Source organism: Stenotrophomonas sp. C9D9 (assembly GCF_056491205.1).
Map to the genome: position 1 here is coordinate 234,707 of NZ_JBSZIF010000004.1, position 14,075 is coordinate 248,781.

At 68.5% G+C, this 14,075-nt stretch carries 16 protein-coding genes; 9 read left to right on the top strand and 7 right to left on the bottom strand.

The genetic code is table 11. The features are described 5' to 3' along the window. Position 1: 1 nt before the first annotated feature. The 8 genes from mdcC (at position 2) to ACXI0D_RS06470 (ending at position 6,587) form a co-directional block, all read left to right on the top strand. On the top strand, positions 2–322 hold the full coding sequence (gene mdcC / locus ACXI0D_RS06435) for a malonate decarboxylase acyl carrier protein (protein ID WP_049443764.1): 321 nt from the start codon (positions 2–4) through the stop codon (positions 320–322). Beyond that, positions 319–1,227 carry a biotin-independent malonate decarboxylase subunit beta gene (locus ACXI0D_RS06440; protein ID WP_049443766.1) on the top strand — a complete coding sequence of 303 codons (909 nt, stop codon included), beginning with the start codon at positions 319–321 and terminating at the stop codon, positions 1,225–1,227. The genes mdcC and ACXI0D_RS06440 overlap by 4 nt, the downstream gene beginning before the upstream one ends. After that, positions 1,224–1,934, top strand: coding sequence for a biotin-independent malonate decarboxylase subunit gamma (mdcE, locus tag ACXI0D_RS06445; protein WP_101765102.1), 711 nt, complete (start codon positions 1,224–1,226; stop codon positions 1,932–1,934). Before ACXI0D_RS06440 ends, mdcE begins: the two co-directional genes overlap by 4 nt. After that, positions 1,927–2,568 carry a malonate decarboxylase holo-[acyl-carrier-protein] synthase gene (gene mdcG / locus ACXI0D_RS06450; protein WP_101765101.1) on the top strand — a complete coding sequence of 214 codons (642 nt, stop codon included), beginning with the start codon at positions 1,927–1,929 and terminating at the stop codon, positions 2,566–2,568. The genes mdcE and mdcG overlap by 8 nt, the downstream gene beginning before the upstream one ends. Continuing rightward, positions 2,565–3,422 (top strand): triphosphoribosyl-dephospho-CoA synthase MdcB, encoded by an 858-nt coding sequence (gene mdcB, locus ACXI0D_RS06455; RefSeq protein WP_101765100.1) that lies wholly within the window; start codon positions 2,565–2,567, stop codon positions 3,420–3,422. The genes mdcG and mdcB overlap by 4 nt, the downstream gene beginning before the upstream one ends. After that, positions 3,419–4,339, top strand: a complete 921-nt coding sequence (mdcH, locus tag ACXI0D_RS06460; protein ID WP_101765099.1) for a malonate decarboxylase subunit epsilon — start codon at positions 3,419–3,421, stop codon at positions 4,337–4,339. The genes mdcB and mdcH overlap by 4 nt, the downstream gene beginning before the upstream one ends. A 104-nt stretch (positions 4,340–4,443) precedes the next feature. Next, positions 4,444–5,811 (top strand): SLC13 family permease, encoded by a 1,368-nt coding sequence (locus tag ACXI0D_RS06465; protein WP_005408510.1) that lies wholly within the window; start codon positions 4,444–4,446, stop codon positions 5,809–5,811. Between the two features lie 56 nt (positions 5,812–5,867). Further along, positions 5,868–6,587, top strand: coding sequence for a GntR family transcriptional regulator (locus ACXI0D_RS06470; RefSeq protein WP_012510388.1), 720 nt, complete (start codon positions 5,868–5,870; stop codon positions 6,585–6,587). Positions 6,588–6,679: 92 nt separating this feature from the next. Here ACXI0D_RS06470 and ACXI0D_RS06475 read toward each other — a convergent pair whose 3' ends face one another. Further along, positions 6,680–7,000 carry a hypothetical protein gene (locus ACXI0D_RS06475; RefSeq protein ID WP_049443777.1) on the bottom strand — a complete coding sequence of 107 codons (321 nt, stop codon included), beginning with the start codon at positions 6,998–7,000 and terminating at the stop codon, positions 6,680–6,682. Between the two features lie 150 nt (positions 7,001–7,150). Between ACXI0D_RS06475 and ACXI0D_RS06480 the strand changes: the two genes are divergently transcribed. Next, positions 7,151–8,098: a nucleoside hydrolase gene (locus ACXI0D_RS06480; RefSeq protein WP_101766384.1), complete on the top strand. Its 948-nt coding sequence runs from the start codon at positions 7,151–7,153 to the stop codon at positions 8,096–8,098. Positions 8,099–8,102: 4 nt separating this feature from the next. On the opposite strand, the gene ACXI0D_RS06485 is transcribed toward ACXI0D_RS06480, so the two are convergent. The 6 genes from ACXI0D_RS06485 to ACXI0D_RS06510 all read right to left on the bottom strand — a co-directional run bounded on the left by ACXI0D_RS06485 (position 8,103) and on the right by ACXI0D_RS06510 (position 14,035). Then, positions 8,103–9,362 (bottom strand): MFS transporter, encoded by a 1,260-nt coding sequence (locus ACXI0D_RS06485; RefSeq protein ID WP_049443779.1) that lies wholly within the window; start codon positions 9,360–9,362, stop codon positions 8,103–8,105. Positions 9,363–9,443: 81 nt separating this feature from the next. Continuing rightward, positions 9,444–10,454 carry a hypothetical protein gene (locus ACXI0D_RS06490; protein WP_049443781.1) on the bottom strand — a complete coding sequence of 337 codons (1,011 nt, stop codon included), beginning with the start codon at positions 10,452–10,454 and terminating at the stop codon, positions 9,444–9,446. A 128-nt stretch (positions 10,455–10,582) separates the two neighbouring features. Next, the gene (locus ACXI0D_RS06495) at positions 10,583–11,896 is read right to left on the bottom strand and encodes a sensor histidine kinase (protein ID WP_479642426.1); all 1,314 of its coding nucleotides are present in this window, start codon (positions 11,894–11,896) and stop codon (positions 10,583–10,585) included. Beyond that, positions 11,893–12,633, bottom strand: coding sequence for a response regulator (locus ACXI0D_RS06500; RefSeq protein ID WP_049443785.1), 741 nt, complete (start codon positions 12,631–12,633; stop codon positions 11,893–11,895). The genes ACXI0D_RS06495 and ACXI0D_RS06500 overlap by 4 nt, the downstream gene beginning before the upstream one ends. 58 nt (positions 12,634–12,691) lie before the next feature. Then, complete coding sequence (locus ACXI0D_RS06505) at positions 12,692–13,237, bottom strand: redoxin family protein (RefSeq protein ID WP_049443787.1); 546 nt, start codon at positions 13,235–13,237, stop codon at positions 12,692–12,694. 3 nt (positions 13,238–13,240) lie between these two features. Further along, positions 13,241–14,035: an alpha/beta fold hydrolase gene (locus ACXI0D_RS06510; protein WP_479642427.1), complete on the bottom strand. Its 795-nt coding sequence runs from the start codon at positions 14,033–14,035 to the stop codon at positions 13,241–13,243. Between the last annotated feature and the right edge of the window lie 40 nt (positions 14,036–14,075).

Here is a 14,075-nt window from a genome sequence, read left to right on the forward strand (position 1 = left end):
CATGGAAACCCTCGACTATCGATTCGAAGGACGCACCCCGGTGCAGTTCCCGCGCGATGCGGTACTGGTCGGCGTACTGGCCTCGGGCAACCTGGAAATCCTGCTGGAACCGGCCGCACTGGACGGCGCGATGACGGTGCGCATCATCACCGCCGCGCAAGGCTTTGGCCGCGTCTGGGAAGCGGTGATCGGTGATTTCGCACAGCGCCATCCGCTGCGCGATGTACGCATCTCGATCAACGATGCCGGCGCCACGCCGGCGGTGGTCAGCCTGCGCCTGGACCAGGCGGTGGAAACGCTGCTCGCCGGAGGCACGCCATGAATCCGAAGCAGCGCCACAGCTACTACGAAGCCGACGCGCGCGAGCGTATCGCCGGCCTGGCCGACGCCGGTTCGTTCCGCGAGTTCCTCGGCCCGGCGCAACGGATGATGAGTCCGCACCTGGCGCAGCTCGATCAGCCCGCGGCGTTCGACGACGGCATCGTCGTCGGCGAAGCCACGCTGCGCGGCAAGCGCGTGCTGCTGGCCGCGCAGCAGGGTGAATTCATGGGCGGCGGCGTGGGCGAAGTGCACGGTGCCAAGCTGACCGGCCTGCTGCGCCGTGCAGCGGCGACCCGGCCCGACGGGGTGTTGCTGCTGCTCGATACCGGCGGCGTACGCCTGCACGAGGCCAATGCGGGGCTGATCGCCATTTCCGAGATCATGCGCGCCACCCTGGATGCGCGCGCTGCGGGCGTCCCCGTGGTGGCGCTGATCGGCAGCGGCAACGGCGCATTCGGTGGCATGGGCATCGTGGCCCGCTGCTGCAGCACGGTGATCATGTCCGAGGAGGGCCGGCTGTCGCTGTCCGGGCCGGAGGTGATCGAAACCGTTCGCGGCGTGGAAGAGTTCGATTCCCGCGACCGCGCGCTGGTCTGGCGGGTGACCGGCGGCAAGCACCGCTATCTGATCGACCAGGCGCAGGTGCTCGTGCCCGATGCCATCGAGGCCTTTGCGCAGGCGGCATTCGACGCGCTGCAACCGGACACCGCCAGCACCGATGCCGAGGCTGCATTGAATGCCCTGCAGGCTCGCCATGCCGCACTGAAGGCGCGCGTGCAGGCCTGGGGCGGGTGCCGCGATGGTCTTGAGATCTGGTCGCTGCAGGGCATCACCGAACCCGAGCGCCTGCCGCTGCTGGACACCGACGATTTCCTCGCCGCCACCGCCGATCGGAGCCTGCCATGAGCCTTCCGCTGCACGCCCTGCTCGATGCCCTGTTCCCGCGTGGCCACGCCGTTGCCGTGGAGGACTCGGTACTGACCGGTACCGCCACCACCGACGACGGCGAGGTGACCGTGATCGGTACCGCCGACAAGCTCGAGGTGGGCGTGGACCACGCGCTGGCACTGGCCGACACCGTGCTGGCCAGTACCGCCGCGCATCCACAGCAACCGATCGTGATGCTGGTCGACACCGCCGGCCAGCGCCTGGCACGCCGTGACGAACTGCTCGGCATCAACGGCTACTTCGCGCACCTGGCGCAGACGCTGGATCTGGCACGCCGACGGGGCGCACGGCTGGTGACGCTGGTCTACGGTGAGTCGGTCAGTGGTGGCTTCCTCTCGTTCGGCTTGATGGCCGACCACATCCACGCCCTGCCCGATGCCCAGGTGCGGGTGATGGACCTGCGCGCGATGGCCCGGGTGACCAAGCAGCCATTGGAGAAACTGCAGGCGCTGAGCCAGAGCTCGCCGGTGTTCGCACCGGGCGTGGAGAACTACGTGGCGATGGGCGCGGTGGATTCGATCTGGAACGGCGACCTGGCCGCATGCCTGCTGCAGGCGCTGCGTACGCCCGCCGATGGCGACTGCCGTGCCGTGCGCGGCGCCGAACGTGGCGGTCGCATGTTGGCCGCACGCGTGGCTGCAGCCGTGAGCCAGGGCGATGCCTGAGCGGCTGCCCCGCCATACGCTGGTCTGGTTGTCAGCGCACGCCGGCTGGCAGGCGGACATCGCCGCGCATGAGCCGCGCCTGGCCGACTGGTTTGCGCAGGGTCTGCCGGCCATCGTCGCCCGGCGTGCCGTCGACGATGCCGACCCCCGCCTGCGCCTCGGCGTACCGCTGCCGCCCGCCGAGGGCAAACTGCGCCTGGCCCTGCGCGTGCCGGCACACGATGTGCTGCGCACCGCGCCGCCACCGGCACTTCAGACGGTGCTGGAAGGCGACCTTGTGCAAGACTGGCAGCGCCCCCTGCAGGCGCTGCAGGACATCGCAGCGGCACGCGTATTCGGAGCGTTTGCCTGGCAGTACCTCACTGGACTGCATTATGTGCACGCGCGCTCGGACATCGATCTGCTGTGGCGGATCGACACCACCGCGCAGGCCGATGCCCTTGCTGCAGAGCTGCAGACATGGGAAACCGGATACGGTCGCCGGGTCGATGGCGAACTGTGCCTGGCCGACGGCGCCGCCGTGAACTGGCGGGAGTACGCGGGACGCAGCCGCGAGATACTGGTCAAGCGCCCGGAAGGCGCCGCGCTGGAACTGCGCGAGTCCGTGTTCGCCCCCGCCGGGGTGAGCGCATGAACGCCGTCGCGCAACCGATTGTCCGGCCGGCAGCGGCCGTGGACTACGCGCGCCTGGGGCGCATCGCCGTCGCCAGCCTGCATGCGGAGCTGGCCTTGGCACCGAAGCCGGGACTGGTCACGCCGTTCGACCGCGGCAGCCATCACGACATGGATGCGGGCACGTTCCTGCGCAGCCTGTTCGCGCTGCGCCACTATTTCACCGCCGTGGCCCACCTCGGTGCAGCCGGGGCGGACTTCGATGCGCTGCGCCGGTGTGGCATTGCCGCCGAAGCGGCGATGCTGCGCGCGACCGCCGGCATCAACACCCATCGTGGCGCGGTCTTCAGCCTCGGCCTGCTGGTGGCGGCCGCCGCGGCCTGCCGCTCCCGCCTGGGCCATGCCGCCACCGGTGAGCAGGTCTGCCTGGAGGTACGTCGTTGGGCTGCGGATTTCGCACGGGCACCGCTGGATGCAGGCAGCCCCGGCCAGCGCGCGCGCGCCCTGCACAAGGTGCCAGGCGTGCGCGAACAGGCCGCCGCCGGTTACCCGCTGTTGCGCGAGGTGGCGCTGCCCAGCCTGCGCCACGCGCTGGCCAGTGGCCTGCCACGCGAAGCCGCGATGTGCCACACGCTGATGCAGCTGGTCGCACACACCGACGACCTCAACCTGCTGCATCGCGGTGGTGCGGAAGGCCTGGGCTGGGCGCAGCAGTTGGCCCACCGCTTCCTGGCCGAGGGTGGTGCCTTCGCACGCGATTGGCAGCCGCGCCTGCAGCACATTGCCGACGCCTTCGTTGCGCGTCACCTGAGCCCCGGTGGCAGCGCCGACCTGCTTGCCTGCAGCCTCTTCCTGTTGCAGCAGGAGGGCACATGAGCCTTGCCCTGCTCTGCCCCGGACAGGGCGCGCAACATGCGGCGATGTTCGATCGCGTGCGCGGCCTTGCTGCCGCGCGGCCGGTGCTCGATGCCACGGGCGAACTGCTGGGCCGCGATGTATTCGCCGCCGCGGCAGCCGGCGACCGCTTCGACAATGTGCAGGCGCAACCCCTGCTGTGCGCAGCCAGCCTGGCGCACTGGCAGGGCCTGCGCGAGGTGCTGCCAACGCCGGCGGTGATCGCGGGCTACAGCATCGGTGAGCTCGCCGCACATGCCATCGCCGGCAGCTTCGATACCGCCACCTGCCTGGCCCTGTCCGCGCAGCGCGCGCGCCTGATGGATTCCGCCAGCCCCGATGATGCCGGGCTCCAGGCAATCCTGGGACTGGACCGCATTGCCACGCAGCGCTTGTGCGATACGCATGGCGCCTTCATCGCGATCGCCAATGGCCACGACCACTTCATCGTAGGCGGTGCATGGCGGTCGCTGCACGCGTTGGCGGCAGGCGCGCAGGCGTGCGGCGCGGAAATCCGCCCGTTGCCGGTCCATGTGCCCGCGCACACGCCGCTGCTGGCCAGCGCAGTGGCACCGTTTGCCGCCGCACTGGACGCTGCGCAGGTGCAGGCGCCGCGCCTGCCCCTGCTGGCCGGCATCGATGCGCGCCCTGTGCGGGATCGCGCCGCCGTCGTGCACACGCTGTCGGCGCAGCTGGCACAGACCATCGAATGGGCGCAGGTGATGCGCCAGGCCTTCGAGCGTGGCGCGCGGGTGTTCCTGCAGCTGGGCCCGGGCAACGCCTTGGCGCGCATCGTCGCGCCGGCCTATCCGTGCTGCGAGGTGCGCGCGGTGGAAGAGTTCCAGAGCCTTGAAGGCGCCGCGGGCTGGGTCCGCAGTGCGCTGGAGCGGCTGCAATAGCGGGTTCGAGCAGTACGTATCACGCAACACGCCGTACGTCGCCTTACCCCGGGATGGCGGGTCTCCATCCGCGCTGTACGTGAGTCACGTGTCTGGGAGGGCGCATGAGTCCACAAATCGCAACGATCATCGGTCTGGTGATCATGTTCATCGTCGCCACCGCGATGCCGATCAACATGGGAGCCGTCGCCTTCGCGCTGGCCTTCATCATCGGCGGGCTGTGGGTCGACATGGGGGGCAAGGAGGTCCTGGCCGGCTTTCCCGGCGATCTGTTCCTGACCCTGGTCGGCATCACCTATCTGTTCGCCATCGCGCAGAAGAACGGCACCATCGACCTGCTGGTGCACTGGGCGGTGAAAGCGGTGCGCGGCCATATCGTGGCCATTCCGTGGGTGATGTTCGTGATCACCGCGGTCCTCACCGCGTTCGGTGCGCTGGGCCCGGCAGCGGTCGCGATCATCGGCCCGGTCGCGCTGCGCTTTGCCAAGCAGTACAACATCAATCCGCTGATGATGGGCCTGCTGGTCATCCATGGTGCCCAAGCGGGCGGCTTCTCGCCGATCAGCGTGTACGGCAGCATCACCAACGGAGTGGTGCAGAAGGCCGGGCTGGAAGTCACCGAGATGGCGGTGTTCCTGACCAGCCTGGGCTTCAACTTCATGATGGCGACGATCTGCTTCTTCGCCTTCGGTGGCATCGCGCTGCTGCGCCGTGGCTCGATCACCGCAGCAGGAACGCTCGGCAATGCCGAGCTGGCGATGGCCGGTGGCCCGCAGGCGTCGTCGCGGCAATTCGCGATCGAAGGCCATGGCGCGCTGGTCGCAGCAGGCGGCGGCACGCTCAGCAATGATCCGGCGGCACTGGATGCGGTGAGCCTGACCCGCGAGCGGTTGTTCACCCTGATCGGCCTGCTGGGCCTGGGCGTGGCCGCACTGATCTACAACCTCAACGTCGGCCTGGTGTCGATCACCGTGGCGGTGGCACTGGCATTGTTGTCCCCGCAGAGCCAGAAGGGTGCGGTCGATGGCATCAGCTGGTCCACCGTGCTGCTGATCTGCGGCGTGGTGACGTATATCGGCGTGCTGGAACATGCCGGCGCGGTGGACTTCATCGGCAACGGTGTCTCCGACATCGGCATCCCGCTGCTCGGAGCGCTGCTGGTCTGCTACGTCGGCGGCATCGTTTCCGCATTTGCATCATCGGCAGCGGTGCTGGGCGCGACGATTCCACTGGCGGTGCCGTTCCTGATGCAGGGCCACCTCAGCGCCGCCGGCGTGATCTGCGCGCTGGCGGTGTCATCCACCATCGTCGATGTCAGCCCGTTCTCGACCAATGGCGCACTGGTGGTGGCCTCGGCAGCGAAGGAAGAGCGCGAGACCCTCTTCCGCCGCTTCCTGGTCTACAGCGGCCTGGTGGTTGCGCTCGGACCGCTGCTGGCCTGGCTGGTGTTCGTGGTGCCAGGCTGGATGTAACCGCCATCGGGACGTGCCGGCCGCTGGCCGGCGCGACCTGGCGTTACACTCTGCGCATGGCCATTGCCCCTGCCCCGCGGTCACCGAAGAAGCGCGCGCCTCTGTATGAAGAGGTGGCCGAGCACGTGCGCGAGCGCATCTACGATTACCGACTGCCGCCGGGAGAGTGGATCGACGAGCCCGCGCTGTGCGAAGAACTGGGCATCAGCCGCACGCCGCTGCGCGAGGCGCTGAAGCTGCTGGCCGCCGAAGGCCTGGTGCAGATCGATGCCGGTCGTGGCAGCCGCGTCACCCGGTTGACGCTGGAAGACCTCAACCAGCTGTTCCCGGTGATGGCGATGCTGGAAGGCCGTTGCGCGCATGAGGCGGTGAAGCACATCGACGATGCCGGCGTGCAGCAGCTGGAAGACCTGCATGCAGCAATGGAAGCGGCGGCGGCCGAGGGCAACATCGCCGAGTACTACCGCAACAACTACCTGATCCACGAAACCGTGCAGCACTACGCGGGCAACCCGTGGCTGATCCGCATCACCCACGACCTGCACCGCATCCTGAAGATGCACCGTGGCCGCCAGCTGCTGACCCCCGGCCGCACCGCGCAGTCGCTGGCCGAACACCGCGAGCTGATGGAATGCTTCCGCCGCCGCGACGCGCAGGCTGCCGAACGCACCATGGAACGCCATCTGCTGAGCCAGGGCCAGGCGCTGGCCGCCTATGTGGCGGCGGGCGGGCTTCTGAACGTGCCGGCGCCGTTGCCGACCGAAGGCGGCGGCTGAGCTGTCGAGGTTGCCGGCCAGCGGCCGGCACTACCAGGGCGCGACCTCGGCTGGGTAGTGCCGGCCGCTGGCCGGCATCCAGAAGCGTCTCATCAATCGCCGCAGCTGCCGCCGTCACCCCCACCACCATCACTGCTGCAGTCGGCGCTGCTGTGGCTGTGATGGCTTTGGTTGTCACCGGAATAGCCACCTGAGCTGTCGTAGCTTGCGCCGCCCTCCCCCCGGCTGCCGGAGCCATCGGCCGTGGCCACCGCCATGCACAGGATCGCGCCGACCAGCGGCAGCAGCCAGACCAGCAGCAGCTGCACCGTCCGGCCGCCCGTCGACAGGCCGTCGCGCTGCGCGATCACCACGGTGGCCACCACGTTCAGGCCCAGCACCAGCAGGACCAGCAGTACCGCGAGGATCAGCATAGGGAGGCTCCGTGCCTGGACGGGGGCATTATGGCCTGCCACCCCGGCAATGGCCCTGCCTGTCATGAAGATGGGACAATGTAGGGCGCGCCGGCCTGCCCCGTGGCCGCCGGCGCCCCCCGCACCACACGGAAGAAGAAGAACAACAACATGCTGAAAGTCATTTTCGATACCGACCCGGGCGTCGACGACGCCCTGGCCCTGCTGTACCTGCACAAGCACGCCCAGATCGACCTGGTCGGCGTCACCACCACCTTCGGCAATGCTTCGGTGGAGTCGACCACACACAACGCGCTGTACCTGAAGCAGGCTTGGGGCTTTGCCGCCCCGGTCGCGCGTGGCGCCGAAGGCCCGCTGCAGCCGGAAGCCACCCCGGAGGCCTGGCCGGTGCACATCCACGGCCACAATGGGCTGGGCAACCACCCGGTGCCGGCCAGCCTGGACGTGGCTGCCGATGCGCGCCCGGCCCATCAGCTGATCATCGACCTGGTCCGCGCCCATCCGGGCGAAGTGACCCTGGTCGCGGTCGGCCGCATGACCAACCTGGCCCTGGCCCTGCAGCAGGCCCCGGACATCGCCGGCCTGGTGCGCGGCGTGGTGATCATGGGCGGCGCCTTCCACGTCAACGGCAACATCACCCCGGCCGCCGAGGCCAATATCTGGGGCGATGCCGAAGCCGCCGACGTGGTGTTCACCGCTACCTGGCCGGTCACCGCGATCGGCCTGGACGTGACCACGCGTGTGGAAATGGACCGTGACGGCCTGGACACGCTGGCTGCGATCGGCGGTGCCGATGCCGAGCTGGTGCGTGCGCTGTCGCAGGACTACGTCGACTTCTACCTGCAGGCCGGCCACAAGGGCATGGTCGTGCATGACTGCTGCGCGTGCATCGCGCTGACCCGCCCGGAACTGTTCCAGTTCGAGCGCGCCAGCGTGCGCGTGGCCACCGACGGCGTCGCCCGCGGCATGACCATTCCCAAGCCGGAAGGCCTGGCATTCGGCCCCAGCGTGTGGGACGGCCACGTGGTGCAGTCGATTGCCATCGGCGTGGATGCGGCCGCGGTACTGGCCGACATCGAGCAGACCCTGAAAGTCTGACCGTCTAGCGCTTGGCCCTGCCCGGGACCGTCTCGGGCAGGGTCCACAGCACCGGCAGCACCAGCACCGCCACCAGCGCGATCATCGCGCCCGGCGCCGCTGCCCAGCCGCTGCGCTCCACCCACCATTGCGCCAGCCATGGCGTTGCGCCGCCGAAGAAGGCGGTGGCCATGGTCACCCCCAGTGCCAGCCCGCTGACCCGGCCCTCGCCCGGGAATTGTTCGGCCGTGGCCGGCGCAGCAACGGCACTTACCCCACCGGCCACGCAGGCCAGCAGTACCGCGGCCAGCGCGATGCCCAACGGCGCCGCCTGCGCCATCCACGCGAACAGCGACAACGGCAACAGCGCTGCCAGCACCGTCAGGCCCAGCAGCATCGGCCGCCGCCCGACGCGGTCGGACAAGGCACCACACAGCGGCGTGATCGCGATGACCGCCACCGCCGCAATCGTCGACAGCCACAGTGCGTCACCCTCGTCATGACCCTGCGCATGCAGGAATGCCGGTACATAGGTGATGCCGACGTAATAAGTGATCGAGCCCAGCGCCGAGATCGCGAAGGTGCGTGCCACCGCCAGCGGATGGTTGCGCAGTACATGGCGAAGCGGTGTCGCCGGAATGCTGCCCTCGCGGCGCTGTCGCTCGAACTCCGGCGACTCGTGCATGCCCGAGCGCGCGACCAGGATCACCAGTGCCAATGCCGCACCGACGAAGAACGGAATACGCCAGCCCCAGCTGTCCAGCTGTGCGGTGGGCAGCAGCGCAACCGTAAGCGCCGAGATCGCCACCGCCAGCAGTGCGCCTACTTCGCTGGCGGCCGAGGCCAGCGAGGTCACCAGGCCACGTCGCCGCGCCGGTGCGCTTTCCAGCAGGTACGCCACCACGCCGGTGTACTCACCGCCCACCGAAAACGCCATCACGCAGCGCAGTACCAGCAGCAGCACGCCCGCCGTGGTACCTGCGGTGGCCGCTGTCGGCAGCAGTGCGGTGGCCAGCATCGCCGCTGCCATCAAGGCCATCGATGCCAGCAGCATCCAGCGCCGGCCCAGGCGGTCACCCAGGTGGCCGAAGCACAGCGCGCCCAGCGGGCGCATCAGGTAGGACACCGCGAAGCCGGACAGGGTGACCAGCAGCGCCTGCTCGCCGCCGCCGAAGAACACGCGCGACAAGACCGTGGCGAAGTACAGGTACAGGGTGAAGTCGTACCACTCCACCACCGTGGACAGGCCCGCCACCCACATCGAGCGCTGCCGCGCCGCGGTCATTGCGTATTCGCCTTCAACAGCCTCGATCCCGGATGTACAGGTTCCGCGCAGCGTGGCATGGACGGGGTGAAATGCCGGTCATCAGCTATCCGCTGCCTGCATGTACTGGGTTTCATGGCCGGTGAAACGCTCACCGTCAAAGCCGAAACAGAAGCGCCCTTCCTCGAACACGCGGTAGACCAGCAACGCGCCATCGAGGCAGAACTGCTGCTGGTCCACGCCCGTTTCCAGTGTCCCGTAGCCGGTAGCATCTCCGCCTTTCCCTGCCGGCCCGGTGAAGGCATCGAACGGCAGTGGCGTCGCCCTGCCCGTGCGGGTATCGACCAGCACCAGCGTACGCTGGAAGTACTCGGGTCGATCATCAACCTGCACCAGCAGATAGTGCTGGTTGAAATTGGGTTTCTGGTGCTGGAGGGCATCTTCGATGGCGGCGCGGTGCTGCGCATCGCAGAAGTCGACCGGGCTGTAGCGGTAGCTGCAACCGTCGTGGTCGTAGGGCAGGTTCATGCCGGAATAGCTGATGCTTCCCTCGCTGTCCACGTCGTGGCCCAGTTCCGGGGTGCTGCACAGCAGCCACGAACGCTGCGCATCCTCCGGGTCGGCCAGCAGCTTCGGCTCGCGCCCCGCTTCGTAAGCCGCGCCCCCCGGGAAGTCCTGCCCCAGGTGCTGGCGGGCGATTGAACGCGCCTTCTCCAACGGCAGGCCGATCCTGGCCCCACGGAACGAGACGAACGTCATCGTCGGCAGGATCACCTCTTCCACCGGCAGCCCCTTCCACTGCCCCTGCACGCAGAACGTGGCGATCTCGTTCTCCTCGTCCTCCTTGCACGGCTTTGGTGCGTTCGCAGCCAACCAGGAGTGCGCCGGGCGGTCGGTTTGCTGATCGATGTACCAGCCATCCAGCGCGCAGGTCGGCAGGGCATCCAGCAGCGGGGAGAGATCGGTGGTGGCGGTCGGCATCACCGCCGGTGGGTCTGCAGGCGCGTGTTCGGCCGATACCTCCGGCGAGCGCTGGCAGGCCACCAGCAACCCTGCGCTGATAAGCAGCGCGACACGGCGTGCGTGCCAGATTGAAGAACGGCGTCCCTGCATTGCGTGGTGCTCCCTGGTTTCAACACTCGCTGGAGATGATCGCCGATCCCGGTGCCATGCAGGAACGTCGCAAATCCCACATCGGGGTCAGAGCCCTTTGCTCCCGCAAAGGGATCCGACCCCGCCAATTACCCCGGCAGCTGCAGCTCCGCCCGCAAACCGCCGCCCTCGCGGTTGTGCAGCCGCAGTGAGCCGCCCAGCGACTGCGCCAGCTGTACCGCGATGGCCAGGCCCAGGCCGGTACCGCCGGTATCGCGGTTGCGCGAGCTTTCCAGCCGGTGGAACGGCGCCAGCACTGCCTGCAGCTGGCCCTCGGGAATGCCGGGGCCACGGTCGGAAATTCCGATCCACACCCTTCCGGCCTCATCGCGGCCCGCCTCGATCTCGGCGGCACCGGCGTAGCGCAACGCGTTGTCGACCAGATTGCCGACCACCCGGCGCAGCGGCTGCGGCCAGGTCTGCACGACCAGTCCAGCGGGCGCACCACCACTGACCGGCTTGCCCATGTCCTCGTAATCGCCGACCACACTGGCCAGGAACGCGCCCAGGTCCATCGACACCGGCGCGCCACTGGCGACGTGGCTGCTGCGCGCATAGGCCACGCCCTCACGCACCAGTTGACCCAGGTGGTCGAGGTCGGCCAGCAGCCGCTGCTGGGTGCTGTCTTCAGGCAGGGTCTCCACCCGGAGCTTCATGCGCGTGATGGGGGTCTGCAGGTCGTGCGAGATCGCGGCCAGGATCTGCAGGCGCTCACTGACATGGCCACGAATGCGTGCCTGCAGCGCGTTGAGTGCGGCCGCCGCACCGCCTACTTCCGCAGGACCATCTTCAGGCAGTGCCGGCCCGTCCTTGCCCGGCTGCAGCTGTTCCACCGCATGCGACAGCTGCTGCAGCGGGCGCATGGCCAGGCGCACCGCCAGCCATGCGCACACCAGCAACAGCGCCAGCTGCACCAGCAGCACGGCGGGCAGCCAGCGCGCCAGCGGCAGGCCCGACGGAGTGACTTCAATGGTCAACGGTGTGCCGTCATGCAGGCGCAGTTCCACCTCGAACCGCTCCGGCAGGCGAGCCACCTGGCGCGCCTGCAACGGATAGCGATGCTGCAGGCTGTCGTCGATGATCGCGGTGACCTCGCGTGCACGATCGGTCTGCAGCCCCGGCCCGGCCGCAGCCGGGCGCAGCAGGTAACGGTAGGTGCGCCGCTCCAGCCGCGGCACCCAGGCATCGCGCTGGTCCGCGGGCAGGTGCTCCAGCAACGCGACACTCACGGCCACGTCTTCATCGAGGTTGCGCAGCATCATGCTGCGGGTGGACTGGTAGCGTTCGAAGAACAGCAGACCGAAAGACAGTGCGTGGGCCAGCGCCAATCCACCCAGCAGCACCAGCAGCAGGCGCGCCGACAGCGTGCGCGGCCAGCGTGGACGGCGTGCGCCGGTGTTCATTCGTCCGGCCCCAGCAACTGCACCGGCACGCTGAACACATAGCCTTCGCTGCGCACGGTCTTGATGTAGGTCGGCTCGCGTGCGTCGTCACCCAGCCGTTGGCGCACGCGGCTGACCAGCAGATCGATCGAGCGGTCGAACAGTTCGGCATCGCGGCCCTGGGTGAGGCTGAGCAGCTGGTCACGGCTGAGCACCCGATTGGCGTGATCGAGGAACACGCGCAACAGGCGGAACTCGGCACCACTGAGCGGATACGCGGTGTCCTGTGCATCCAGCAGATGGCGTGCGGTGGTATCCAGCCGCCAGGCACCGAAGGCCAGTTGGCGACCGGCTTCGCTCACCTGCAGGTTCGGCGGCAGCATCCGGGTGCGACGGATCACCGCGTTGATGCGTGCCAGCAGTTCGCGCGAGGAAAAGGGCTTGGTCACGTAGTCGTCGGCGCCCATTTCCAGGCCGATGATGCGGTCGGTCTCGTCGTCGCGTGCGGTCAGCAGCACCACCGGCACCGCACGATGCTTGCCGGCACGCAGGTTGCGGCACAGGCTCAGGCCGTCTTCGCCGGGCATCATCACGTCCAGCACCACCAGGTCCACCGCGTGGGTATCCATCAGTGCGCGCATGGCCCGGCCACCGTCGGCCTGGCTCACGCGCAGGCCGTTGCGTTGCAGGTAGTCGGCCAGCATCTGGCGGATCTCACTGTCATCGTCGACGACAAGGATGTGCGGTACAGGGTTCATTGCGTTCTCGATGAAGGCAGGGGGACAGCGCCGCGCGGCGCGGCCATGGTAGCGCGGCTCAGGGGGTGGCCAGCAGGCGCTGGATCTCGCTTTCGGTACGTGCGTAGTCGCCCTCGCCGTAATGGCGGTAGACCACCCGCCCCTGCCGGTCGAGCAGGTACAGCGCGGGCCAGAAACGGTTGCCCCAGGCGTTCCAGATCCGGTACTGGTTGTCCTGCACCACCGGCCAGGTGATATCCAACCGTGCGATGGCCCTGCGCACGTTGCCGGGCAGCCCTTCATAGGCGAACTCCGGCGTATGCACGCCGATCACCTTCAGGCCCTGCGGCGCGTACCGTGCATGCCACTGGTGGACATACGGCGCCACGTTGAGGCAGTTGCTGCAGGTGTAGGTCCAGAACTCGACCAGCACCACCTGCCCCCGCAACTGCTTCAGTGTGAGCGGTGGGCTGTTGTGCCATGGCCCGCCACCGTCGAACCCCGCCACCGGTGCTGCGTCGAGCGGCTGCGCGCCAGCATCCGCGCCGGGCCATGCCAGCAACAGCGCAGCTCCACCCAGCAGGCCCAGCAGCAGGAGCAGTGCATACCCTCGCAGTGCGGCCATCGCTCAGCCCCCCTGCTCGGCCAGCGGCAGTTCGGCGGGCTTCACGCCTGCCGCTTCCAGGATGCTGTCGGCCACCTGCGCAGGATGCGAAAGCAGCGACACATGGCTGCTGCCGATCGATTGCAGCTGCGCGCCAATGCGCTTTGCGGTGGCGGCCTGCAGCTGCGGCGACAGCATGCGATCGTCACGGCTGAGCACGTACCAGCTCGGCTTGCTGCGCCACGCCGCAACGTTCACCACCTCGCCCAGCGCGCTGGCCTTCAGCGGGACCTGGGTGCTGTACAGCAGCGCAGCCGACTTCTTCATCACGTCCTGCGCGAAGTCCTGGGCGATCGCATCGGCCGGCAAAGTCAGGTAGCCATCCCTCTCCTGCAGGCGGGCCAGGCCCGGACCGACCGGGAAACCTTCGCCTTGTTGCGCCGAAGACTGCCCTGCATCCGGTGCGAAGGCCGCCACGTACACCAGCGCCTGCACCTTCGGGTCATTGCCCGCCTCGGTGATGACCGTACCGCCCCAGCTGTGGCCGACCAGCACCACCTTGCCGGGTGCAGCGGCAATCGCACGACGGGTGGCGGCAACATCGTCGGCCAGCGAGGTGAGCGGATTCTGCACGGCCACCGCAGGCAGCTTCCAGTCATGCAGCGTGCTGATGACCTTGCTCCAGCTGGAGCCATCGGCGAACGCGCCGTGCACTAGGATGACGGTGGGCGGTGCAGCGGTATCAGCCTGGGCAGCGAAGGCGGGGGCGGCGGCGCCGGCAAGGGCGAGAGCGGCAGCAAGCAACGAGGTACGGATCATGGGTGGCACTCCGGTGTTGGGAGTGGCCATTTCCGCCTGC

Excerpts from the sequence above, each read along its gene's own strand:
- mdcC (WP_049443764.1), top strand. The coding sequence starts at position 2 with ATGGAAACCCTCGACTATCGATTCGAAGGACGCACCCCGGTGCAGTTC.
- ACXI0D_RS06440 (WP_049443766.1), top strand. The coding sequence starts at position 319 with ATGAATCCGAAGCAGCGCCACAGCTACTACGAAGCCGACGCGCGCGAG.
- mdcE (WP_101765102.1), top strand. The coding sequence starts at position 1,224 with ATGAGCCTTCCGCTGCACGCCCTGCTCGATGCCCTGTTCCCGCGTGGC.
- mdcG (WP_101765101.1), top strand. The coding sequence starts at position 1,927 with ATGCCTGAGCGGCTGCCCCGCCATACGCTGGTCTGGTTGTCAGCGCAC.
- mdcB (WP_101765100.1), top strand. The coding sequence starts at position 2,565 with ATGAACGCCGTCGCGCAACCGATTGTCCGGCCGGCAGCGGCCGTGGAC.
- mdcH (WP_101765099.1), top strand. The coding sequence starts at position 3,419 with ATGAGCCTTGCCCTGCTCTGCCCCGGACAGGGCGCGCAACATGCGGCG.
- ACXI0D_RS06465 (WP_005408510.1), top strand. The coding sequence starts at position 4,444 with ATGAGTCCACAAATCGCAACGATCATCGGTCTGGTGATCATGTTCATC.
- ACXI0D_RS06470 (WP_012510388.1), top strand. The coding sequence starts at position 5,868 with ATGGCCATTGCCCCTGCCCCGCGGTCACCGAAGAAGCGCGCGCCTCTG.
- ACXI0D_RS06475 (WP_049443777.1), bottom strand. The coding sequence starts at position 7,000 with ATGCTGATCCTCGCGGTACTGCTGGTCCTGCTGGTGCTGGGCCTGAAC.
- ACXI0D_RS06480 (WP_101766384.1), top strand. The coding sequence starts at position 7,151 with ATGCTGAAAGTCATTTTCGATACCGACCCGGGCGTCGACGACGCCCTG.
- ACXI0D_RS06485 (WP_049443779.1), bottom strand. The coding sequence starts at position 9,362 with ATGACCGCGGCGCGGCAGCGCTCGATGTGGGTGGCGGGCCTGTCCACG.
- ACXI0D_RS06490 (WP_049443781.1), bottom strand. The coding sequence starts at position 10,454 with ATGCAGGGACGCCGTTCTTCAATCTGGCACGCACGCCGTGTCGCGCTG.
- ACXI0D_RS06495 (WP_479642426.1), bottom strand. The coding sequence starts at position 11,896 with ATGAACACCGGCGCACGCCGTCCACGCTGGCCGCGCACGCTGTCGGCG.
- ACXI0D_RS06500 (WP_049443785.1), bottom strand. The coding sequence starts at position 12,633 with ATGAACCCTGTACCGCACATCCTTGTCGTCGACGATGACAGTGAGATC.
- ACXI0D_RS06505 (WP_049443787.1), bottom strand. The coding sequence starts at position 13,237 with ATGGCCGCACTGCGAGGGTATGCACTGCTCCTGCTGCTGGGCCTGCTG.
- ACXI0D_RS06510 (WP_479642427.1), bottom strand. The coding sequence starts at position 14,035 with ATGATCCGTACCTCGTTGCTTGCTGCCGCTCTCGCCCTTGCCGGCGCC.